The organism is Escherichia sp. E2586, from assembly GCF_005781105.1.
Classification (GTDB): Bacteria; Pseudomonadota; Gammaproteobacteria; order Enterobacterales; family Enterobacteriaceae; genus Escherichia.
Genome location: NZ_VATN01000015.1, coordinates 18,371 through 40,092, shown reverse-complemented (window position 1 = coordinate 40,092; position 21,722 = coordinate 18,371). Strand labels below are relative to the sequence as shown.

The 21,722-nt window shown below is 51.8% G+C and carries 18 protein-coding genes; 6 read left to right on the top strand and 12 right to left on the bottom strand.

Annotated elements, in window-relative coordinates; translation table 11 throughout:
• Nucleotides 1-190: 190 nt before the first annotated feature.
• Entirely contained in the window at nt 191-661 is a 471-nt protein-coding gene (argR, locus tag FEK50_RS15565; protein ID WP_064529494.1) for a transcriptional regulator ArgR, read from the top strand.
• A 365-nt stretch (nt 662-1,026) separates the two neighbouring features.
• Nucleotides 1,027-1,290 carry a peroxide/acid stress response protein YhcN gene (gene yhcN, locus FEK50_RS15560; protein WP_000695690.1) on the top strand — a complete coding sequence of 88 codons (264 nt, stop codon included), beginning with the start codon at nt 1,027-1,029 and terminating at the stop codon, nt 1,288-1,290.
• A gap of 55 nt (nt 1,291-1,345) precedes the next feature.
• Here the strand turns inward: yhcN and FEK50_RS15555 are convergent, their stop codons facing one another.
• The 4 genes from FEK50_RS15555 to aaeX form a co-directional block, all read right to left on the bottom strand.
• Nucleotides 1,346-1,618 (bottom strand): barstar family protein, encoded by a 273-nt coding sequence (locus FEK50_RS15555; protein ID WP_001028998.1) that lies wholly within the window; start codon nt 1,616-1,618, stop codon nt 1,346-1,348.
• A 252-nt stretch (nt 1,619-1,870) separates the two neighbouring features.
• Nucleotides 1,871-3,838: a p-hydroxybenzoic acid efflux pump subunit AaeB gene (gene aaeB / locus FEK50_RS15550; protein ID WP_130204530.1), complete on the bottom strand. Its 1,968-nt coding sequence runs from the start codon at nt 3,836-3,838 to the stop codon at nt 1,871-1,873.
• Nucleotides 3,839-3,843: 5 nt separating this feature from the next.
• Entirely contained in the window at nt 3,844-4,776 is a 933-nt protein-coding gene (gene aaeA / locus FEK50_RS15545; RefSeq protein ID WP_130223742.1) for a p-hydroxybenzoic acid efflux pump subunit AaeA, read from the bottom strand.
• A 7-nt stretch (nt 4,777-4,783) separates the two neighbouring features.
• Nucleotides 4,784-4,987 carry a p-hydroxybenzoic acid efflux pump operon protein AaeX gene (aaeX, locus tag FEK50_RS15540; RefSeq protein WP_000051841.1) on the bottom strand — a complete coding sequence of 68 codons (204 nt, stop codon included), beginning with the start codon at nt 4,985-4,987 and terminating at the stop codon, nt 4,784-4,786.
• Between the two features lie 182 nt (nt 4,988-5,169).
• On the opposite strand from aaeX, the gene aaeR reads away from it, so the two are divergent.
• The gene (gene aaeR, locus FEK50_RS15535) at nt 5,170-6,099 is read left to right on the top strand and encodes an HTH-type transcriptional activator AaeR (RefSeq protein WP_130204526.1); all 930 of its coding nucleotides are present in this window, start codon (nt 5,170-5,172) and stop codon (nt 6,097-6,099) included.
• Between the two features lie 79 nt (nt 6,100-6,178).
• On the opposite strand, the gene tldD is transcribed toward aaeR, so the two are convergent.
• The 8 genes from tldD to csrD all read right to left on the bottom strand — a co-directional run bounded on the left by tldD (nt 6,179) and on the right by csrD (nt 18,805).
• Complete coding sequence (gene tldD, locus FEK50_RS15530; RefSeq protein WP_130204524.1) at nt 6,179-7,624, bottom strand: metalloprotease TldD; 1,446 nt, start codon at nt 7,622-7,624, stop codon at nt 6,179-6,181.
• Nucleotides 7,625-7,963: 339 nt separating this feature from the next.
• Nucleotides 7,964-11,764, bottom strand: coding sequence for an AsmA2 domain-containing protein YhdP (gene yhdP, locus FEK50_RS15525; protein WP_131160898.1), 3,801 nt, complete (start codon nt 11,762-11,764; stop codon nt 7,964-7,966).
• 66 nt (nt 11,765-11,830) lie between these two features.
• Nucleotides 11,831-13,300 carry a ribonuclease G gene (gene rng, locus FEK50_RS15520; protein ID WP_000123197.1) on the bottom strand — a complete coding sequence of 490 codons (1,470 nt, stop codon included), beginning with the start codon at nt 13,298-13,300 and terminating at the stop codon, nt 11,831-11,833.
• Nucleotides 13,290-13,883: a nucleoside triphosphate pyrophosphatase YhdE gene (gene yhdE / locus FEK50_RS15515; protein ID WP_130260185.1), complete on the bottom strand. Its 594-nt coding sequence runs from the start codon at nt 13,881-13,883 to the stop codon at nt 13,290-13,292. Before yhdE ends, rng begins: the two co-directional genes overlap by 11 nt.
• 8 nt (nt 13,884-13,891) lie before the next feature.
• Complete coding sequence (gene mreD, locus FEK50_RS15510; protein ID WP_130204518.1) at nt 13,892-14,380, bottom strand: rod shape-determining protein MreD; 489 nt, start codon at nt 14,378-14,380, stop codon at nt 13,892-13,894.
• Nucleotides 14,380-15,450, bottom strand: a complete 1,071-nt coding sequence (gene mreC / locus FEK50_RS15505; protein ID WP_130204516.1) for a rod shape-determining protein MreC — start codon at nt 15,448-15,450, stop codon at nt 14,380-14,382. Before mreC ends, mreD begins: the two co-directional genes overlap by 1 nt.
• Before the next feature lie 65 nt (nt 15,451-15,515).
• Nucleotides 15,516-16,559 (bottom strand): rod shape-determining protein MreB, encoded by a 1,044-nt coding sequence (gene mreB / locus FEK50_RS15500; RefSeq protein WP_000913396.1) that lies wholly within the window; start codon nt 16,557-16,559, stop codon nt 15,516-15,518.
• Nucleotides 16,560-16,864: 305 nt separating this feature from the next.
• The gene (gene csrD / locus FEK50_RS15495) at nt 16,865-18,805 is read right to left on the bottom strand and encodes an RNase E specificity factor CsrD (protein ID WP_131160897.1); all 1,941 of its coding nucleotides are present in this window, start codon (nt 18,803-18,805) and stop codon (nt 16,865-16,867) included.
• A 151-nt stretch (nt 18,806-18,956) separates the two neighbouring features.
• Here csrD and FEK50_RS15490 point away from each other — a divergent pair, with 151 nt between their 5' ends.
• The 3 genes from FEK50_RS15490 (at nt 18,957) to msrQ (ending at nt 21,633) form a co-directional block, all read left to right on the top strand.
• Nucleotides 18,957-19,931, top strand: coding sequence for an MDR family oxidoreductase (locus FEK50_RS15490; protein WP_131160896.1), 975 nt, complete (start codon nt 18,957-18,959; stop codon nt 19,929-19,931).
• Between the two features lie 97 nt (nt 19,932-20,028).
• Nucleotides 20,029-21,033 (top strand): protein-methionine-sulfoxide reductase catalytic subunit MsrP, encoded by a 1,005-nt coding sequence (gene msrP, locus FEK50_RS15485; protein WP_131160895.1) that lies wholly within the window; start codon nt 20,029-20,031, stop codon nt 21,031-21,033.
• Complete coding sequence (gene msrQ / locus FEK50_RS15480; RefSeq protein WP_130260189.1) at nt 21,034-21,633, top strand: protein-methionine-sulfoxide reductase heme-binding subunit MsrQ; 600 nt, start codon at nt 21,034-21,036, stop codon at nt 21,631-21,633. It begins immediately after the preceding gene.
• Nucleotides 21,634-21,722: the final 89 nt, after the last annotated feature.

Here is a 21,722-nt window from a genome sequence, read left to right as displayed (position 1 = left end):
TTTGATAACAATTAATTTACTTTTAAGCGGAATTTGCGCGCCGTGACGCAGGCATGTTTCTCAATCACGAAATTTGATAAAATCCCGCTCTTTCATAACATTATTTCAGCCTTCTCCAGGGCAGACTGTTTGCATAAAAATTCATCTGTATGCACAATAATGTTGTATCAACCACCATATCGGGTGACTTATGCGAAGCTCGTCTAAGCAAGAAGAATTAGTTAAAGCGTTTAAAGCGTTACTTAAAGAAGAGAAATTTAGCTCCCAGGGCGAAATCGTCGCCGCATTGCAGGAGCAAGGCTTTGACAATATTAATCAGTCTAAAGTCTCGCGGATGTTGACCAAATTTGGTGCTGTACGTACCCGCAATGCAAAGATGGAAATGGTTTACTGCCTGCCAGCTGAACTGGGCGTACCAACCACCTCCAGTCCGTTGAAGAATCTGGTGCTGGATATCGACTACAACGACGCTGTTGTTGTAATACATACCAGTCCTGGCGCGGCGCAGTTGATTGCGCGTCTGCTGGACTCTCTGGGCAAAGCAGAAGGTATTCTTGGCACCATCGCAGGTGATGACACCATCTTTACCACCCCTGCTAAAGGTTTCACCGTCAAAGACCTGTACGAAGCGATTTTAGAGCTGTTCGACCAGGAGCTTTAATCTCTGCCCCGTCGCTTCTGGCGGCGGGGAAAATATTGCATTCTCCATTCATCGCCCTGCTTTCCCCTGCCATTCATTTAACGAATAGTGCGTTTTATAGCGACAAAACATTCACACAACAAATACACAGAGCAAAAAACGCACATTTTGCAAAAACACATATCTTATTGAAATGAATGTTATTTCCACTAAACACCCGTATTTTTAATTCACTTTTGTTATAAAAATTAATCTTTTTAACAATTCTCCCTCAATAGAAACAGTTAGCGTGGTATTAATTAGCTCAATAATTAGTGTATACTTAATTTTGTGATATGGGTCACGAAACAAAGGCCCAGCTAAAAGATTATGTCGAGGTAAAAATCATGAAAATCAAAACCACTGTTGCTGCATTAAGTGTGCTCTCTGTTCTCTCCTTCGGTGCTTTCGCTGCCGATTCCATTGATGCTGCACAAGCACAAAATCGTGAAGCCATCGGCACCGTGTCCGTCAGCGGTGTAGCATCGTCTCCAATGGATATGCGTGAAATGCTGAACAAAAAAGCGGAAGAGAAAGGCGCGACTGCTTACCAGATTACCGAAGCGCGTAGCGGCGATACCTGGCACGCCACAGCTGAACTGTACAAATAAACCCTCATCGTCTTGTCCGACGACATTGCCCCCGGTTTGGGGGCTTTTTTTTGCGCTAGTGACGAACATTAAAACGCAAATGCCCTTCCAGCTCTTCCTCCGCCTCATCAAACAGCAATATTAACGCGCCAAAACGCCGACGCGTTTTTTCTCCCAGATGAACAAATTCGATCTCCAGCGGTAGCGGCAGAACATCGTTCATTAATACATCCCACAGTGAGTCGAGATCGCGCACCTTATCTTTCGCCAGACCAAAGGTTTGGCGAAAGTCGCGATAAAAGTCCTCCTGACTCTCAATCTCATCAAAATCAAAGCTATAGATATTCATCTGTTGCCACCGTCACGTTTCGCGGCGAGTTCTGCCGTTCATCGCTAAGTATAGACATGAAAAAACCGACGCTTTTGGCATCGGTTTCTGATTACTGACAAAGTGCACTTTGTTCATGCCGGATGCGGCGTGAACGCCTTATTCGGCCTACCAAGGGGTGCAAATTCAATATAGGCCTGATAAGCGTAGCGCATCAGACAATTTGGAGTATGTCAGCAATCTCAACCGACACCTTTTGGCGTCGGCTTTGACTTAATTATCGGTTAGCGCGTGCTGGTATTTATGCAGCATACCGGTAAGCCGATGCACCGGTTCCGTGACCTGCGGCGGCGCTTGCCAGATGCGTAGTTTTTCCTGGTAGATATCCAGTTCTTCCAGCAACTGACCGAAGTAACGACGGCGTTTGTCATCGCTGCGGGCAGAAATCACGTGGTCCGCTGTGCGGCGCATTTGTCGGTGAAATGCCGATAAATCATCATTCACGGGTATCGGCGCATCACGCAATCGCTGGTGAGCGATAATCATCGTTAACGCCAGGCGAAACTTCGGCAAATCGCCGGGAAATTTATTCATCAGCAAAAACAACTGCTGATAAAGCGCTGGCAGATGGTTCTCTTTACGCCGGGCGACATTGGTGGTCATCGCGGAAACAGCGGCAGAAACAAACTGATTAAGCAGCACGCGTCCTGTCCTGTCGCGCGATTTATCCCGCACCAGTAGAATGACGATGAACGCCAGCACACAGCCCACGATTTGCCCCAGCGCGCTATCGAGAAACTGACTGAACTGAAAGGTCATCGGGTTATCCAACACGATAATATTAATCGTACTGGCCAGCGCGCCCATCGATCCCAACCGCCGTTTCTGCACTTCAATACCAAGGAAAAATCCCAGCACCGCCAGGCTAAGGCACAGCAGCAACATACTCTGTTGGGTATTGGGGATAATCACCAAAAAATAGAGCAGTCCTAACGGTAGCGCAGCTACCGTGCCGTAGATAAAGTCGATCGCCACCATGCGTGGATTAGGTAAACGCATTGCCAGCGACGTTACGACGGCAATCATCACCATTGCGCCACTGCCGGAGGTCCATCCGGTCCACAGCCAGAACAAAGTCCCCAGCATGCAGGACAGCGTGGTACGCCAGAAGTTGACCATGGCATGATGGCGCTCGGCGGATTCTACTTTTACTTCCGGCTCACCTTGCAGGATCTCTTCTTCAGTGGCGTTAATTTTGGTGTTACTGATAACGCCTCGCTTGAGCAACTGATAACGCGTTGCCGCCGCAACCCAGCTATAAATAGTGATGGGTGTTTCACGTTCCCCGGTCCAGGCAATCACTCGCCGCAGGCGTTTTAGCTGCTTATGGACGTCCTGCGCAGTTTCTACCGGCGTGTCAAAAAATTCGCGGAAGGTATCAGTGATCAACTCCGGGCGCGAGTTCTGAATGAGATAAGTTTCGCAGGACTGGGTGATCAGCGTCAGCGACAACGTGTTGATCGCTTTTAAACGCCGATTGGCACGCGCCCAGCGGGAAGATTCCATGTTCAGATTGCTACGCATCCCTTGCAGCGCCGTGGTGCGGCGAACCAGGTCGCCCCAGGCCTTATCAACAATCTCGCCATCACCATGTTTGATGCATAATTGCATTAGTTGATATTGCGCCACCAGCAAACTTTCCAGCTCTCGATCCACTTCTTGTTTGATCGATCGTGGAGAAAAGAGCAGATCCGCCACAATAGCACACACAATACCAATGACGATTTCACTACAACGTTCAACGGCAAACTGCGGCGTCAGCAGCGGTTCTGGCTGAATGGTGATCACAATGATCAGCGCTGTATAACCGGCAAGCCCCCACGCATAGGAGTTCTCTACTCGTACCAGCGAGGAGAGCCAGGTACAAAAACCGGCCCAGATACAGCACACCAGAATCATCAACAATGGCGCACGGATCATCGCAATGATGATCACCAGCCCGGCAATACAACCGATAAATGTACCGATGATGCGCAAAAAGCCGCGATAGCGGATAGCGCCAGAGTACGGTTCGCCACCGGCGGCAAAGGCAGGACCGGCGGCAACAATCGCCGCAGTCAGAACAGCCCAGCGTGGTGTTTCAAGCTGAAAATGAAAGCCAACAAACAGCGCCAGCACAATGGCGGTCGCCAGTTTTACCGCGAAGCGAATATGTTGGTTAGCAATGGAGAAAATACCCATCGTGATTAACCAAACTCACGCAGGCGATGGGCCATTTTACGGAAGAACGAATCCTGGCTTTCATCGCGATCTTGTTTACCCGTAACCACCACAGTAGCGGTAGTCCCCGCAGGCCAGATGTTATCTTGCTGGTTGTCGAGACGAATACGTACCGGGACACGTTGCGCCAGACGCACCCATTCAAGGTTGGAATCGATGGTCGCCATCCCTTTGTCGTCACGCGTACTGCTGGCGTTAGTGACCCCAGCGGCAACACTATCGACAGTCCCTTTCAGCACTTTATTGCTACCAAGCGGCGTAATTTCTGCGCGATACCCAGAACGTACCCCTTCCAGCTTGGTTTCTTCCATATAGGCCAGCACATAGAAGGAGTTCTGTTTCACCAGCGCTACAGCCGTTGAACCACGCGTAATAAATTCACCGGTATAGACGTTGAGGTTGGTCACCCAGCCATCTGCTGGCGCGCGGATCACGGTACGTTCAAGATCCAGTTTTGCCAGATCGCGGGTTGCCTGAGCTTTCGCTAACTGATGCAGGACCGTTTGCAGCACGTTATTGGCCTGGTCTATCTCTTCGCGAGACATCGCCTGTATGCCGAGACGGTTGCGACGTCCAGCTTCCTGGCGTTTTTCCTGCGCCAGTACCTGATAATAGGCAACATCAGCTTCCGCTTCTTCGAGGGCCTTTTGGTAGCGTGGCTGGTCGATGGTGAACAGTACCTGTCCTTTTTTCACCAGTTGGTTATCATGAACATTCACTTGGGTGATGAGTCCGGAGACATCCGGCGCAATCGCGACCACATCGGCGCTAAAGCGCGCGTCACGCGTCCACGGAGATTCGGTGTAATAGACCCAGGCATTAAAAATTGCGATGAAGGCCAGAATGACTAATACGACCGTGATGGCCGTACGGGAGAATTTTCTTATTAGCGTTTTCACTTCAACCTCAAACGAACAGTCGCGATATCAAATAAAACAAACAGCAATAGAGCGCGGTGTTGAACAGCGCCGGATGCCAGACGAAGTCGTAGATACCTGTTGGCACAAGGACCCGGCGCACCAGCCAGAAAATCGCCAGTGATAAAAGCAATTCGAAAAATATCGGTGGGAAGGACAGCCCAAACACCACGATAACGGGAAACAGACTCATGTTGACCTTGGTTGTATAGAGAGAGCAGGTGTTATTATTTTCAGCATCTGTCGCCGCAGAGAAGGGCATAGAAAGCCGGGCGAGAGCAACATTGCTGTAGATTGATATTTAATATATTAGCGTAACTGTTATGCTGTTATCTATATTATGTGATCTAAATCACTTTTAAGTCAGAGTGAATAATGGAACGACTAAAACGCATGTCGGTTTTCGCCAAAGTGGTTGAATTTGGTTCGTTTACCGCCGCCGCCAGACAGCTTCAAATGAGCGTTTCATCCATCAGTCAGACGGTGTCTAAACTGGAAGATGAGTTGCAGGTAAAGTTGTTAAACCGCAGCACACGCAGCATTGGCCTGACCGAAGCAGGTAGAATTTACTACCAGGGCTGCCGTCGGATGCTCCATGAAGTGCAGGATGTCCATGAGCAACTGTACGCCTTCAATAACACGCCTATCGGGACGCTGCGCATTGGCTGTTCTTCAACTATGGCTCAAAATGTTCTCGCTGGGCTGACGGCAAAAATGTTGAAAGAGTACCCTGGTTTAAGCGTCAATCTGGTTACCGGAATTCCTGCACCCGACCTGATTGCCGACGGCCTGGATGTCGTGATCCGCGTCGGCGCGTTGCAGGATTCCAGCCTATTTTCCCGCCGTCTGGGGGCGATGCCGATGGTGGTGTGCGCCGCTAAAAGTTATCTCACACAGTATGGCGTACCGGAAAAACCCGCCGATTTAAGTAGCCATTCATGGCTTGAATACAGCGTGCGTCCGGACAATGAATTTGAACTGATCGCGCCAGAAGGGATTTCGACTCGCCTCATCCCACAAGGACGGTTTGTCACTAATGATCCAATGACGCTGGTGCGCTGGTTAACGGCAGGCGCTGGGATCGCGTATGTACCGCTGATGTGGGTGATCAATGAGATCAATCGTGGGGAGCTGGAGATCCTGCTGCCGCGTTATCAGTCGGATCCACGCCCGGTTTATGCACTGTATACCGAAAAAGATAAGCTGCCACTGAAGGTGCAGGTCGTGATCAACTCACTGACGGATTATTTTGTCGAGGTCGGTAAGTTGTTTCAGGAGATGCACGGGCGCGGGAAAGAGAAGTAATTCATCTGCGTGCCGGATAAGGCGTTTACGCCGCATCCGGCAACCAATGCCTGATGCGACGCTTACCGGCCAGGATAGATTACGCGGTACCGCCAACGGTCAGGTTGTCGACTTTGAGCGTCGGCTGGCCCACGCCAACTGGCAAACTCTGCCCTTCTTTACCACAGACACCCACGCCGTTATCCAGTTTCAGGTCGTTGCCCACCATCGAAATTTGCTGCATGGTTTCGATACCGGAACCAATCAGCGTTGCGCCTTTCACCGGTTTCGTCACTTTACCGTTTTCAATCAGATACGCTTCTGAGGTGGAGAAGACAAATTTGCCGGAGGTGATATCCACCTGACCGCCGCCGAAGTTTGGCGCATAGATGCCATACTCGACGGATTCAATGATTTCCTGCGGCGTCGATTTACCCGGCAGCATGTAGGTGTTGGTCATACGCGGCATGGGCAGGTGTGCATAGGATTCACGACGACCATTACCGGTCGGCGCCATACCCATTAAGCGAGCGTTGAGTTTATCCTGCATGTAACCTTTCAGGATCCCATTTTCAATCAGCACGTTGTACTGACCCGGCGTACCTTCGTCATCAATCGCCACCGAACCACGGCGATCAACCATCGTGCCATCATCCACTACCGTACACAGTTCAGATGCTACCAGTTCGCCGACCTGGCCACTAAAGACCGAAGTGCCACGGCGGTTAAAGTCGCCTTCCAGACCATGGCCCACCGCTTCATGTAACAACACGCCCGGCCAGCCTGCGCCGAGAACCACCGGCATGGTGCCCGCTGGCGCGGCAACGGCAGAAAGATTGACCAGCGCCATACGCACAGCTTCTTTCGCCCATGCATCCGCACGGACTTCACCGTCGAGATCGGCAAGGAAAAATTCATAACCAAAACGACCGCCGCCGCCGCTGGCACCGCGTTCGCGTTTACCGTCTTCTTCGACCAGAACGCTTACTGAGAGGCGCACCAGTGGACGGACATCTGCCGCCAGGGTGCCGTCGGTGGCCGCAACCAGAATTAATTCATAGACGCCACTGAGGCTGGCAGTCACTTCCTGTACGCGTTTGTCGGCTTCACGGGCAACTTTATCGACGCGACGTAAAATATCCAGTTTCTCCTCGCGGCTCATGCTTTGCAGCGGATCAAGCGAGGTATACAGCGGGCTATGCTCTACCGCGCCCAACGTCTGTACTTTGCCATCACCACTGTCACGGACAATGGTACGCGCCGCTTGTGCGCTCTGTTCCAGGGCCAGCAGGCTGATTTGGTCGGCGTAAGCAAAACCGGTTTTTTCACCGCTGACTGCACGCACGCCGACGCCCTGATCGATGTTGTAAGAACCATCTTTGATAATGCGGTCTTCTAAAACCCAGGATTCGTGATAGCTCGACTGAAAATAGAGATCGCCGTAATCGAGGCGACGTTCGGCCAGTTGACCGAGAATCGCGAACAAATCCTGATGTTTCAGGCCGTTCGCCGCTAGCAATTGTTCACTTACCAGGTTCAGACTCATCGTTTTTGTTACTCGTTAGTTACTTCGGTAGAGGATTTTTTACGGCTGCCGGATGCGGCGTGAACGCCTTATCCGACCTACGGTTATGTTCCGGTTTGTAGACCTGATAAGACGCACAGCGTCGCATCAGGCAACGGCTGCCGGATGCGGCGTAAACGCCTTATCCGGCCTACGGTTATGTTCCGGTTTGTAGGCCTGATAAGACGCACAGCGTCGCATCAGGCAACGGCTGCCGGATGCGGCGTAAACGCCTTATCCGACCTGCGGTTATGTTCCGGCTCGTTGGCCTTTGGCAACGATTATCTAATGAGATTGGGGCAATTACGCGCCATCGTCAAATCATTGCGCTTTTTCTTTACGCGGTTGGCGCAATACTTCGTTGATTTGCGGAGCGTCCAACGGACCAGAAATGTGGTAGCGCAAAATGGAGACTTTGCTCCACAGCGGCCCCAGCACTTTACTGGCAGCAAACACCGCCGCACCGACAATGGGGTTAACCGCAAAGGCCGCAGCCACACCCACCGTCGCGGAAATTTCTGGTGCGACAACCGCCTCCATATTCAGATCGCGGCGTACCAGATTTACCGACCCTTTCATGGCGATATCCGCTTCCAGTCCATCCACCAGCGTGTCATCAGTGTGCATAACACCGTCTTTAATCCACGCCGTGCTGCGAATGGAGTCAAAATAGAAACCTTCGCCAAAGGTATCCCTGAAATCGAAGCGCAGCTTTCGCATCAGAGCATCGACGCTCAATAAGCGCAGCAATTGCCCGGCATGTCCGGTGCTGATGTCGGTAATTTCACCTTTGCCCAGTTGAGTATGGATGATGCCATTCAACGTTGCCTCATCCGGCTGCCACGGCGTTTTCCGCCAGTGTAAATCGTAATCCACATTAAATGACGACTGGCGTATTGGCGTCGTGACACCAAAAAATTCAGCAGCGGCATCAATTTTCTGCCCGCGTAATTTTCCTTTCAGCGAGGTACGTTCATTCCCCGGATTGTTAACCCATTCACCCTCGGCAGTAAGCCGCGAGAAACCGGTATCAATCAGTCCATTAGCCAGCGTTAACGTATCGCCAGAAATGGTGATATCGCTGTCGATGCGCCCAAATTTTTGCCCCCAGAACCAGCACTCTGCGCAACGTATTTGCGCATTCGGCCAACCACGGAAGCTAATGCGCTCCGTAGTTGGGAAAGGTGACGACGGCGTGGAGTCACCACTGGTTTTCGCCACGCTGGGGTTGTAATAGAGATATTTAATCGTCGCCAGCCACGGCGCGTTATTGCGCATTGCCAGCGTAGCGTTGATTTCACGTCCTTGCGCCTCGACCTGAGTGCCATTTGCCATCGGTTGCGAAACAATACTCAGGTTATTCCATTGCTGATTTCCCAACGACAACGCTGGCGTACGCAACGTAATGTGCTGGGGAAAACTCACCGCACTACCGACTTTATCCGTAGCGCCTTTCTGGAAAAGCGCCAGCCACTCGGCACCATCCATCGGTGGCATATTTAACTCAACACCGCTTTGTTCCGGTAACGGTGGAAGCGTTTTACTGTCTGCCGCCCAGATAGCGCGATCGAGCGTCAGCTTTTGACCGAGCAACCAGCGGCTGTTGAAATGGTTATCCGCGCCAGCCTGTCCGGTTAATTCAAAACTATTGAGGTTGCCATCGACCTTAATGTTAACCGGCAGCGATTCGCCAGCGGGTTTGGCTAACGGCGAAGGTAAGTGACTACTCACATTCTTCAGATCACCGTTCAGTTCTACGTTATACGTTGCGCCAGCATGATAAGGCAGCTCAATGCCCACTTTACCATCCCAGGCCACGCTGCCGCTTAACGCTTCATTCACCGCTTCAGGCAGAACGTCAGTTTTCGCTGGCTGCCAGTTACCGTTGAGATTCACCGCGACCTGGTAGGCTTTCGCCCCTTCTTTGGTGGAAAAATCCACGTTCAGTGGCTGATTAAACCAACTTGCTGTCAGTGGTTCGCTTTGCAGATCGCCATTGATAAAGCTGAATTTACCGCTCAAATTTTTCAGTGTGCTATCAAGTGGTTTGATAAACAGACTGTTATTACGCAGCGTCACTTCGCCTTTCGCTGTAACCAGTTCGCCGTTCAATGGGATATCGAGATGTAAGCGAGCATTCACATCGCCGTCGAGCTGGAGTTCTTGCAGGGTTGCTCCCAGAGAGTCTTTCAGCGGCGTCTCATCAAAGTAAGGACCAACCGCTTTGCCCGGACCTTTAATGTCAGCATCAATCAGCAATTTTTCTTTCGAGTAGTCAGGGATCACTGCGGTGAGATTACTCGCGCGCACGCCGCCCAGATTGACGCCATCGGTTTTCATCCATAAACCGTCGTTTATGAAGTCCAGTTCAATATCGAGATTAGTTAACGCTGGCCAGTCCGGCTGGAAGGCAAACTTCGCGTTACGCAGCGGCACCAGCACCTCAAACTGACCTTCGTTGTGTTTATAGGGGAAGAGTTGCGGATTGCCGCCATAAACCAGCGTCGCGTTATCCGCTTCACCGCCCTGAATTGCGCCACTTAAGTAATCGACTAACTCTTTCCCCATCAGATTTTCTGGGAAATAGCGCCACGCTTGTGAACCATCATCGGTGCTGATACCCGCCAGAATGCCCAGCCAGGGTTCATCATTAGTCGGTTGCAGGTAGCGGAAACCGCCACGTGCATGGACGGCTTTGGCTTTAACATCAATGTTGCGGCCATCAAGCTGGAAACCTTTGTCGTTATTCAGCCAGCTTAGGGTCGCCTTACCGTCAGCAATTTCCAGCGGTGCGCGGAAAACTGTTTCGTAAGGCATTTTCGCCTGTTTCATGGACGCGGTCAGTAAACCATTTTCTACACTACCGGAAAGCGTCCCGGAGAAATGTTCCGCGCCCGGCAGTAATTTCCATTGCTTCCAGGCCAGATCGCTCCACGATGCCTGAAAGCGAGTCTTGTCTGCTGCCTGAAGCGGGATATCCAGCGCCAGGGTGTTGATCTTGCCGCTCGGTTGCGTAGACCGCCAGATGTCGCCCAGCGCAGGTGAAAGTTTTGCTGCCAGCGGACGAATACCTTCCAGCCCCGCCAGTTCCAGATTGCTGGCGCGAATCCGCAGTTCGTCACTGCGTTTATTATTCTTTCCACCAACATCCTGTTCCGGTATCCAGGCCAGCGTCAATGCCCCACTCGGCCAGCGTTTGCCATCCATCGTGATGCGGGTATCGGGAATAGAAAACTGCCAGCCGGGATGTTCACGCGTAATGTGTGCGGTGAGATTATCTACCGCCAGTGAATGCGTTTGCTTCTCGCCCAACCAGCTGGCACCGCCCTGTTTCAGCCAGACGTCACCGCCGGTTACATCGCCTTTGTCGATCGTCATCCAGCCTTCGAGGGAGAACTGCGCCGTTTCCAGCGCAATGTTGTCCTGCATCCATTTACCCAGCCACGGCTTCAGGTCAATATCATCAGCCTGTAGCCAGACGCGACCGTTGCTTAACAGCCCTTCGTCATCACGCAAATCCATGCGAACTTGCATCACGCCGTGCTGCCCGGTGAGGCTGGAGAGACTTACCTGGCCTTCCGCACGGTGTCGACGCGGATTGTTAAGCCAGGTGAGTTGCGGGATCGCCAGTTCGGCGCGCTGACCGGATGGCGTGAGGAAACTGACTTCGCTGTCGCGGAGATCGAAGTGATCAAACTGACGAAGAAACAGGTCGCTGATGTGGCTGGCTTCCAGACCATCATTACCACCACCGCTGGTGATGGGCGTATTGGTGCGGAAACGCAGTTGCCAGAAAGTCAGATCGCGAAACTGCCGGCGCATATGCAGCAGGCTCTGCCAGACATCCAGCGCCAGAGTGACGCGTTTGACAGAAAACTCACCGCCATCTTTCAGCTCCGCGCGAATGTCGCGCGCTTCAAGCGTGGGGCCAAAATTCTGCCAGCTGGCGGAAAGCTGGCTGGCTTCTACCGGCATGCCGGTAGCAGATTCAATTTTATTGAGGATTTCTGGACGCCAGGCATCAAGATGCGGCAAAGCAATACGCAGGCCGCTGACCAGCAGCGCAGCGATCACAACGAGCGCGGCTCCAGTAAGCAGTAAAATCCCCGGCAATCGCCTCACCCGTCACTCCTTGTCTGCTAAAAATGTGACTCAAAAAACTTTGCCGGATGGCGGCCCAGCATTTGTTTACATCATGACGACGTCAAACTGCTCCTGGTTGTAGAGCGGTTCGATTTGTACTTTAACCTGCTTACCCACAAAAATTTCCACTTCCGCCAGCGAGTGCGACTCTTCGCCTTTCAAGGCCTCGGCAACTGCCGGAGAAGCATAGACCAGAAAACGGTCAGAGTCGTAAGCATGGTGCACGCGAACAATCTCGCGCATGATTTCATAGCATACCGTTTCCACGGTTTTCACCGTTCCGCGACCGTGGCAAGTTGGGCATTCGTTACACAGTACGTGCTCAATGCTTTCGCGGGTGCGTTTACGCGTCATTTCCACCAGCCCCAGCGCCGAGAAGCCGTTAACGCTGGTTTTCACCCGGTCTTTGCTCAGCGCCTGTTCCAGCGAATGCAGTACGCGGCGACGGTGATCCTCATTATTCATGTCGATGAAATCAATGATGATAATTCCGCCCAGGTTACGCAACCGTAACTGGCGAGCAATGGCCTGCGTCGCTTCAATATTAGTATTGAAGATGGTGTCGTCCAGATTGCGATGACCGACAAACGCCCCGGTATTGATGTCCACGGTGGTCATCGCTTCGGTCTGGTCGATAATCAGATAACCGCCAGACTTCAACTCAACTTTGCGTTCCAGCGCCCGCTGAATCTCGTTTTCGACGTCAAAGAGATCGAAAATCGGCTGGCGCCCCGTGTAATGCTCCAGCTTGCTGGTCATTTCCGGAATGTACTCAGAAGTGAACTCAAGTAATGCTTCGTAAGTCAGCCGTGAATCAACGCGAATGCGGTCCAGCTCGGCATCGGCAAAATCACGCAGCACACGCTGCGCCAGCGCCAGTTCACCGTACAGTTGATAACGCGTCTGTGGGCGCTTTTTACGCTCCATGACTTTGGTCCAGACACGCTTCAGATAAGCGGCATCGGAAGCTAGTTCAGCTTCGCCTACACCTTCTGCCGCGGTACGGATGATAAATCCGCCCTGCTCGTCGCAATACTCGGCGACCACTTTTTTCAGGCGTTCACGTTCGGATTCACTTTCGATACGTTGGGAAACCCCAACATGAGACGCTCCTGGCATAAACACCAGATAGCGAGATGGCAGCGTGATATCCGTGGTCAGGCGCGCGCCTTTGGTACCAAGCGGATCTTTCACCACCTGTACCATCAGATCTTGCCCCTGACGGACCAGTTCCGAGATGTCACGCACCGTAAATTGTTTTTGTTCCTCACCTGCCACACATTCGGTGTGCGGCATGATGTCAGAAGCGTGTAGAAACGCAGCTTTATCCAGCCCAATATCTACAAAAGCCGCCTGCATACCCGGAAGTACGCGACTTACACGACCCTTGTAGATATTGCCTACTATTCCGCGTCGCGCCTCACGTTCAATATGAATTTCCTGCAGAATACCGCCATCAATATACGCCACTCGTGTTTCCGAAGGCGTTACGTTTACCAACAATTCAGCCGTCATGTTTATCCCTTTTCTCACGCAGTGCGTTAAAATTACTCAATAATTCACACGTTTCAACCAGCGGTAAGCCGACTACGGCGTGATAGCTGCCATTTATCTTCCTGACAAAACAACCACCAAGCCCCTGAATACCGTATGCACCTGCTTTATCTAACGGTTCACCGCTGGCGACATAGCCCGCGATATCTTCATCTGTTAACGTTCTGAAAGTCACATCGGTCACCACCAGGCAATCGAGAATGTACTGGCTGTCGGCCATCGCCACTGCCGTCATTACCTGATGGGTCTGCCCCGATAATTTGCGCAACATCTGCACCGCATGATCGGCATCGCGCGGTTTCTCCAGTACTTCGCCGTTCAGAATCACAATGGTATCCGCCCCCAACACTGGGAGATCCTGCGCCGTTTGCGCGACGCCCGCCTGAGCTTTCTCGCGCGCCAGACGCACAACGTATTGCTGCGCGCTCTCCTGCGGAAAGCGTTGCTCCTCAATGCCCGTAACGATACGTTCGAAGGAAACGCCAAGTTGCGCAAGTAACTCCTGCCGACGCGGAGAACCGGAAGCTAAATACAGAGAAGTCATAGAAACCTTTATTGCACTGCAAACTGCTGACGAATTTTGCGCATCAGCATGAAAATCCACGGCCAGAGCACACCATTGACTACACTACTCCAGAACACTTCCGGTCTGAAAGAGACGTTGATCACTAAAAACTCTGCCCAGAAAACAATAATATCCACAACCAACGAAAGCAACATGACGACCAGCGCCTGCTGCCACAATGCCAGATTACGGAAAAGCTGGAATTTCAGCGCGACCAGATAAGCAATGATACTCATCGATAACGCCCGTACACCGAGCGTGGAGCCACTGATCAGATCCAGTATGGCACCCATCACAAAACCTGTGCCCACATTTACGCGATGGGGCAAGGCGAGGCTCCAATACAATAAGATGAGCAAAACCCAGTTAGGCCGGAAAACGATAAGATTATCCGGCCAGGGCATAATTTGCAGTAATAACGCAATGAGGAAAGAGAGCCAGATAACCCAGCGCCCCTGGCTACGATAGCTCGCCACTATTGCCCTCCTGGCGTACGCGCAGGTGGTTGAGTACCACTCTGCGGCGGCGTAGCCCTTTGTGGAGAGCGGTCAGCGGCAGTACCTGTTGCAGGTTGCTGCGGGCTTGGCTGGGTAATTCCCGTTGCCGGTTCAGGCAGTTTTGGCCCCATTGCATCTGGCGAAGGCAATACCTGCGGCATCATTTGCATCAGGCGTTCATTAGCAACACGATGCACCTCTTCCGGCGTCATCGGGTTGGCCCCGTTACGATCCGCCCCCCACAACAGAAGCAGATAACGTAAACGTTGCAGTCCCGCAGTCGGACGCGCCTGAATCACGGTATATGCGCGCTGGGTATCGAGTTTCACGGAAGAGACAACCGCCACCGGATAACCTTCCGGGAAACGGCCGCCCAGACCTGAAGTCACCAATACATCACCAACACGAATATCAGTATTCGCTGGCAGGTGCTCAAGCTGTAAATCATCAGTACAGCCATTACCCGCCGCGATAACGCGGATATCATTACGCAGCACCTGAATCGGCAGCGCATGGGTCGCGTCGCAGATCAGCAGTACGCGGCTGGTCAGTTTTGCGACCGCCACCACCTGGCCGACCACACCTTTATCGCTAATGACTGGCTGGCCTTCGTAAACACCGTTGACACTGCCTTTGTCAATAACAACCTGATCGCTGTACGGATCGTTAACAGTAGAGATAACCTGGGTCACCATCTTCTGTTCGTCCTGACGCAGCGGAGAACCCAGAAGCTCACGCAAGCGCGCGTTCTCCTGTTTATATTGTCCCAACATCAGCAGATCGCTGTTTTTCAGCAGCAACTCCTGACGTAACGCCCGGTTTTCAAGTTCTAGTTGATCACGCGAGGCCAGCGTCTGCGATACGCCATCCAGCAATTCACGAGGAGCATTGGAAATAAAGTAGAAAGGACTGACAGCGGTATCCATATAGGTACGGATTTGACTGAAAGTCCCCAGGCGGCTGTCGGCAATAATAATGCCGAGCGCCACCAGCACCGCCAGAATAAGGCGAATCTGTAGCGACGGGCCACGGCTAAAAATTGGCTTCATAAGTTATGCGTATTCTCGTATCAGACCAGGCAGGATAAACAAACGCTTCCCCTGCCTGCATCCGATTACTCTTCGCTGAACAGGTCGCCGCCGTGCATGTCGATCATTTCCAGCGCCTTGCCGCCACCGCGCGCCACACAGGTCAGCGGATCTTCAGCAACAACGACTGGAATGCCGGTTTCTTCCATTAATAAACGGTCAAGGTTACGCAGCAATGCGCCACCGCCAGTGAGCACCATTCCGCGCTCAGAGATGTCGGAAGCCAGTTCCGGCGGACACTGTTCCAGCGCAACCATCACTGCGCTAACGATGCCGGTCAGCGGCTCTTGTAGCGCTTCGAGGATTTCGTTGGAGTTCAGCGTAAAGCCGCGTGGAACACCTTCAGCCAGGTTACGACCACGAACTTCAATTTCACGCACTTCATCGCCCGGATAAGCCGAACCGATTTCGTGTTTAATACGCTCTGCTGTCGCTTCACCGATCAAGGAACCGTAGTTACGACGAACATAGTTGATAATGGCTTCGTCGAAGCGGTCACCGCCGATGCGTACAGAAGAGGAGTAAACCACGCCATTCAGCGAGATTACGGCAACTTCAGTAGTACCACCGCCGATATCAACCACCATGGAACCGGTCGCTTCAGAAACCGGCAGACCGGCGCCAATTGCCGCGGCCATCGGCTCTTCAATCAGGAACACTTCACGGGCGCCAGCGCCCTGCGCGGATTCACGAATTGCGCGGCGTTCAACCTGGGTTGCGCCAACCGGCACACAGACCAGAACGCGCGGGCTTGGGCGCATAAAGCTGTTGCTGTGCACTTGCTTAATGAAGTGCTGGAGCATTTTTTCAGTCACGAAGAAGTCAGCGATTACGCCATCTTTCATTGGGCGAATAGCAGCAATATTGCCCGGCGTACGGCCCAGCATCTGCTTCGCGTCATGACCTACTGCAGCCACGCTTTTTGGTGAACCGGCACGATCCTGACGAATGGCCACCACGGAAGGCTCATTCAATACGATGCCTTGTCCTTTTACATAAATGAGGGTATTCGCAGTACCCAAGTCAATGGACAAGTCATTGGAAAACATGCCACGAAATTTTTTCAACATACTAAGGGATAATCCTGAAAGCTGGGGCGGAAAAGAAAATCCGCTTACTTTACCAACCACACGCAGCAGCGACAAGGCGCAAAAATCATCTGCTACGGTGAAAATTAGTGCAGTTCGTTTCCTTTGTTACAAATCTCTGCCTGAGTCCAGATTAGGCTAAATGCGTCAACAGCATTCCTCGCCTGTTTGCAACTGCGTAAGGTCATTCATCTGCATATGTGCTGCAACAATCTGGCGAGCAGATAAGCACACTCCCACGAAACGCAGCGCGCGTTATTCTACGTGAAAACGGATCAAACGGCAGGTTAAACCGAGTATCTTTGTGAATATTTTTTCACGTTAGTATCAAGTGGCTGTGAGGACGCGAAAAAATCCCCCTGGCCACCCAAAACCCCGCGCTGAATCAGGGTCTGCCACTCGCTTCGCGAACGTACGCCAGTCGCGTAAACCTGGGTATTGGTCCCGGAACAGGCTTCTACCATGCTCTGAACCAACAATTGGTTTTCCGTTCGCTTCTCAATATTTCTTACCAGCCCCGGATGAAGCTTGAGTAATTCGACATTCAGTTCTTTGATCCAACTGGTACTTACCAGCGTCAATCCAGCCTGGTTAACGGCAACTCGAACCCCTAAAGCATTCACCAAACGAATGACAGGTTGCAAGCGACCGATATGTTGACCAACATCAGCCTCTGCAAGTTCAATAATTATGCGTTTTCGTTGTGATTTTTCACACTGCATCAACGTATCGCGCAGCCAACGCTGGAAACGCGGGCGGATCAACGACTCAACGGTCACCTGAATCGCCAGATTTTCTTGCGGCCAATAGCGTAACAGCGGGATGAGACGACTGATTTGCAGGCGGTCATACTCTTCCGATAAACCAAACTGCAACACCATCGGCATATATTCCGCCGAGCTTACCTCTTCATTACCATCAAAGATGCGACACATAATTTCGCGATGATGAACCTGCCCTTCCCGGGTGACCGCAGGTTTTTGATAAAGCCTGGGACCGCCACGACTCAACATTTGTTCGATTAGTGTACGCCAGCGAACGTTGCCGCGCCCTTTTTCTGGTAATGAGTCATCGTAAATCGCCCAGCTATTACCCCCCTGTAATCCCGCATTACGCGTGGCGGATTCGGCATGGTCCATCACTTGTTCTGTTTCCTGGCCGCTACGCCAGGCACAGATGCCGATATGAATCATATCTTCACGATCGAGCATTTTATTGCTCGGTAAGGTATCAACCGCTTTGATCAACTGCCCGGCAATGCTCTCCGCCTCTTTTAAAGTCCGATGCGGCAACAGCGTGGCAAAATCGCTACGGTGATAGCGCGCCAGCAGTGCACCTGGATAGCGCATCATAAATGTCGACAGCAGATTCGTCAGAGTGAAGAACTGTTCTTCGGCCTGGCTGTGTCCCCACGTGTCGCTCAACATATTGAAATCAGGTAGACGGATCATCATCACGATCCCGTGAGTCCCTACCTTCTCTTGATCTTCCAGCAATGTAGCCAACTGGTTGTCGAAAAAGAGACGGTTATTGAGGCCGGTTTTGATGTCCTGCGCGGCGTAAGAGCGAATCAGCGTATCAAGACGGCTGTGCTGTTCACGCGCATTCTGAATTTCTGAAAGCAGCATATCCAGCGCACTGCTGGTTCCTGGCGGCCATTCATAGATGGAGCCAAGCACATTCGGCCCACGCTCCCCGTTTAAGATACGCGCCGAGCGAGTTTCCAGTAGTTCTTGCCCGGCAAGTTGCCGCTGCAACCAGCGTACTGCAAGGAAGAGCATAATAATAATAAAACCAATTGCCCCAGTGAGCGGCGCGGTGGTCATCAGCGAGTGAAAATAGTTTCCCATCGGGTCCTGATAAACCAGATGTAGCGACATTCCTGGATGTTTAACTAACGGAACGGTCAGTTCGCGAAACAGATCGCTGGTGCCAACAGGACGGTAACTCCCCTGGCGGGAAAGGGTATAAACCTGTTTGTTATTGTGTAACAGGTCCACGCGAACGATATCTGCTGACATCATCAGTTCACTGATTTGTGGCCTCAGCGAGCTGAAATCAGACGACACCAGATGCGTATCGATCGCCGTCGCCACCGCCTGAACGCGATGGCTAAACTTATACTGAATCGCGTTATAGAAACTTAACGAGCAGCCCATCAAAGTCACAAAGATCGTTAACCCGGTGAGCAGCGTGACAAAGGCCGAAAATTTCGTCGTTAATCTCATCCTTGTGTTAACTCCGATAGTGAGGAAGCGGGCATACTAGCAAATCAGATTTATCTCGCAATTTATTGCGCTTCATCGACTTTGCTTTTCAATTAGCGAGTATAGTCTTCAGAAATTATTTTCCAATCCATCATGCACATGAGGACTTCTTATGCAGGCGTTACTTTTAGAACAGCAGGACGGCAAAACCCTCGCATCTGTACAGACTCTGGACGCAAGTCGCCTGCCGGAAGGCGATGTGACGGTCGATGTCCACTGGTCGAGCCTGAATTATAAAGATGCGCTGGCAATAACCGGTAAAGGAAAAATAATCCGCAATTTTCCGATGATTCCTGGCATCGACTTCGCCGGAACCGTACGCGACAGTGAAGATCCTCGTTTTCATGCTGGTCAAGAAGTGTTACTCACGGGCTGGGGTGTTGGTGAAAATCATTGGGGCGGGCTGGCAGAACAAGCGCGCGTAAAAGGCGACTGGTTGGTTGCCATGCCGCAAGGTCTGGACGCGCGTAAAACAATGATTATTGGTACTGCTGGGTTTACCGCCATGCTGTGCGTGCTGGCACTGGAAGATGCCGGTATTCGTCCAGAAGATGGCGAGATTGTGGTGACGGGCGCCAGCGGCGGCGTTGGTAGTACTGCCGTGGCGCTGTTGCATAAGTTAGGTTATCAGGTGGTTGCTGTTTCCGGTCGCGAAAGTACCCATGAATATCTGAAAAGTTTAGGTGCCAGCCGAATTCTGCCGCGTGATGAATTTGCTGAATCCCGTCCACTGGAAAAACAGCTTTGGGCCGGGGCGATTGACACTGTGGGCGACAAAGTGCTGGCGAAAGTGCTGGCGCAAATGAACTACGGCGGCTGTGTGGTAGCCTGTGGTCTGGCGGGTGGTTTTACCCTGCCAACCACCGTCATGCCGTTTATTCTGCGTAACGTTCGCCTGCAGGGCGTGGATTCGGTGATGACGCCACCAGCACGCCGCGCACAAGCCTGGCAGCGTCTGGTTGCCGATTTACCGGAATCATTCTATACCCAGGCGGCAAAAGAGATTTCACTGGCTGACGCACCAAAATTTGCCGAGGCCATTATTAACAATCAGATCCAGGGCCGTACGCTGGTAAAAATTAACTAAGCGTTAGCATAAAATAATTTACATATCGTTAACGAATTTTAGCAGCACTTTGACATTCTCCCTGCCATAGTAATCATGAGCATACCGGGAGTCTGTTATGAAAAAAATTCGTCAACTTACAGAAGCCGATGTCACTGCCGAATCGGCTTTTTTTATGCAACGGCGCCAGATCCTGAAAGCATTAGGCATCAGCGCCGCCGCCCTCTCTATACCAAATGCCGCCCACGCGGATTTACTTGGCTGGTTCAAAGGGAACGATCGCCCGCCCGCGCCTGCCGGAAAACCCCTGGAGTTCAGCAAGCCTGCTGCCTGGCAAAATAACCTGCCACTGACACCGGAAGATAAAGTTTCCGGCTACAACAATTTCTATGAATTTGGGTTGGATAAAGCAGATCCCGCCGCGAATGCTGGCAGCCTGAAAACCGATCCGTGGACGTTGAAAATCAGTGGTGAAGTCAGTAAACCGTTAACCCTCGACCACGATGCGCTAACCCGTCGATTCCCGTTAGAAGAGCGGATTTACCGGATGCGCTGCGTGGAAGCGTGGTCGATGGTGGTGCCGTGGATTGGTTTTCCGCTGCATAAACTGCTGGCGCTGGCAGAGCCGACCAGCAACGCGAAGTACGTCGCTTTCGAAACAATTTATGCACCGGAACAAATGCCCGGCCAGCAGGACAGGTTTATCGGCGGCGGTCTGAAATATCCCTATGTAGAAGGATTACGTCTCGACGAAGCAATGCATCCGCTCACACTGATGACCGTCGGCGTCTACGGCAAGGCGCTACCGCCGCAAAATGGCGCGCCAATACGCCTGATTGTGCCATGGAAATATGGCTTTAAAGGCATCAAGTCGATAGTGAGCATTAAGCTGACCCGGGAACGCCCACCAACCACCTGGAATCTTTCGGCCCCCAACGAATACGGCTTTTACGCCAACGTTAATCCGCATGTTGATCACCCTCGCTGGTCGCAGGCCACTGAGCGATTTATCGGTTCAGGTGGCATCCTGGATGTGCAACGCCAGCCGACACTGCTATTTAACGGCTACGCCGATGAAGTCGCGTCACTTTATCGCGGACTGGATCTACGGGAGAACTTCTAAGTGCGTTTGACTGCAAAACAGGTTACCTGGCTGAAATTTTGCCTGCATCTTGCCGGATTTTTGCCGTTTGTCTGGCTGGTTTGGGCAATCAATCATGGCGGGCTAAGTGCCGACCCGGTGAAAGATATTCAGCATTTTACCGGTCGGACTGCGCTGAAATTTTTATTGGCGACGTTGTTAATTACCCCGCTGGCGCGCTACGCTAAGCAGCCATTATTGATACGCACCCGCCGCCTGTTAGGTTTATGGTGTTTCACCTGGGCGACGCTGCACTTAACCAGTTATGCATTACTGGAACTTGGCGTGAACAACCTGGCGCTATTCGGTCAGGAATTAATCACCCGACCTTATTTAACCCTGGGTATTATCAGTTGGTTGATTTTGCTTGCTTTAGCATTCACGTCTACACAAGCGATGCAGCGAAAACTAGGCAAACACTGGCAACAGTTGCATAACTTCGTCTATCTTGTCGCGATCCTGGCCCCCATACATTATCTGTGGTCAGTGAAGGTTATCTCACCGCAGCCGCTCATCTACGCCGGGCTGGCATTATTGCTTTTAGCCTTACGTTATAAGAAGTTCCGTCAATGGTGGCGTTAATTTCGTGAACTGTGCGGCTTATTGCAAATTACGCGACGTTGAAAGTTATTTACATGTTAGCTGTTGATTATCTTCCCTGATAAGACCAG

Coding starts and splice junctions, on each gene's coding strand:
- FEK50_RS15555 (WP_001028998.1), bottom strand. CDS start 1,618: ATGAATATCTATAGCTTTGATTTTGATGAGATTGAGAGTCAGGAGGAC.
- aaeX (WP_000051841.1), bottom strand. CDS start 4,987: ATGAGTCTGTTTCCCGTTATCGTGGTGTTTGGGCTGTCCTTCCCACCG.
- aaeB (WP_130204530.1), bottom strand. CDS start 3,838: ATGGGTATTTTCTCCATTGCTAACCAACATATTCGCTTCGCGGTAAAA.
- mreB (WP_000913396.1), bottom strand. CDS start 16,559: ATGTTGAAAAAATTTCGTGGCATGTTTTCCAATGACTTGTCCATTGAC.
- tldD (WP_130204524.1), bottom strand. CDS start 7,624: ATGAGTCTGAACCTGGTAAGTGAACAATTGCTAGCGGCGAACGGCCTG.
- argR (WP_064529494.1), top strand. CDS start 191: ATGCGAAGCTCGTCTAAGCAAGAAGAATTAGTTAAAGCGTTTAAAGCG.
- csrD (WP_131160897.1), bottom strand. CDS start 18,805: ATGAGATTAACGACGAAATTTTCGGCCTTTGTCACGCTGCTCACCGGG.
- msrP (WP_131160895.1), top strand. CDS start 20,029: ATGAAAAAAATTCGTCAACTTACAGAAGCCGATGTCACTGCCGAATCG.
- mreC (WP_130204516.1), bottom strand. CDS start 15,450: ATGAAGCCAATTTTTAGCCGTGGCCCGTCGCTACAGATTCGCCTTATT.
- FEK50_RS15490 (WP_131160896.1), top strand. CDS start 18,957: ATGCAGGCGTTACTTTTAGAACAGCAGGACGGCAAAACCCTCGCATCT.
- yhdE (WP_130260185.1), bottom strand. CDS start 13,883: ATGACTTCTCTGTATTTAGCTTCCGGTTCTCCGCGTCGGCAGGAGTTA.
- rng (WP_000123197.1), bottom strand. CDS start 13,300: ATGACGGCTGAATTGTTGGTAAACGTAACGCCTTCGGAAACACGAGTG.
- aaeR (WP_130204526.1), top strand. CDS start 5,170: ATGGAACGACTAAAACGCATGTCGGTTTTCGCCAAAGTGGTTGAATTT.
- yhcN (WP_000695690.1), top strand. CDS start 1,027: ATGAAAATCAAAACCACTGTTGCTGCATTAAGTGTGCTCTCTGTTCTC.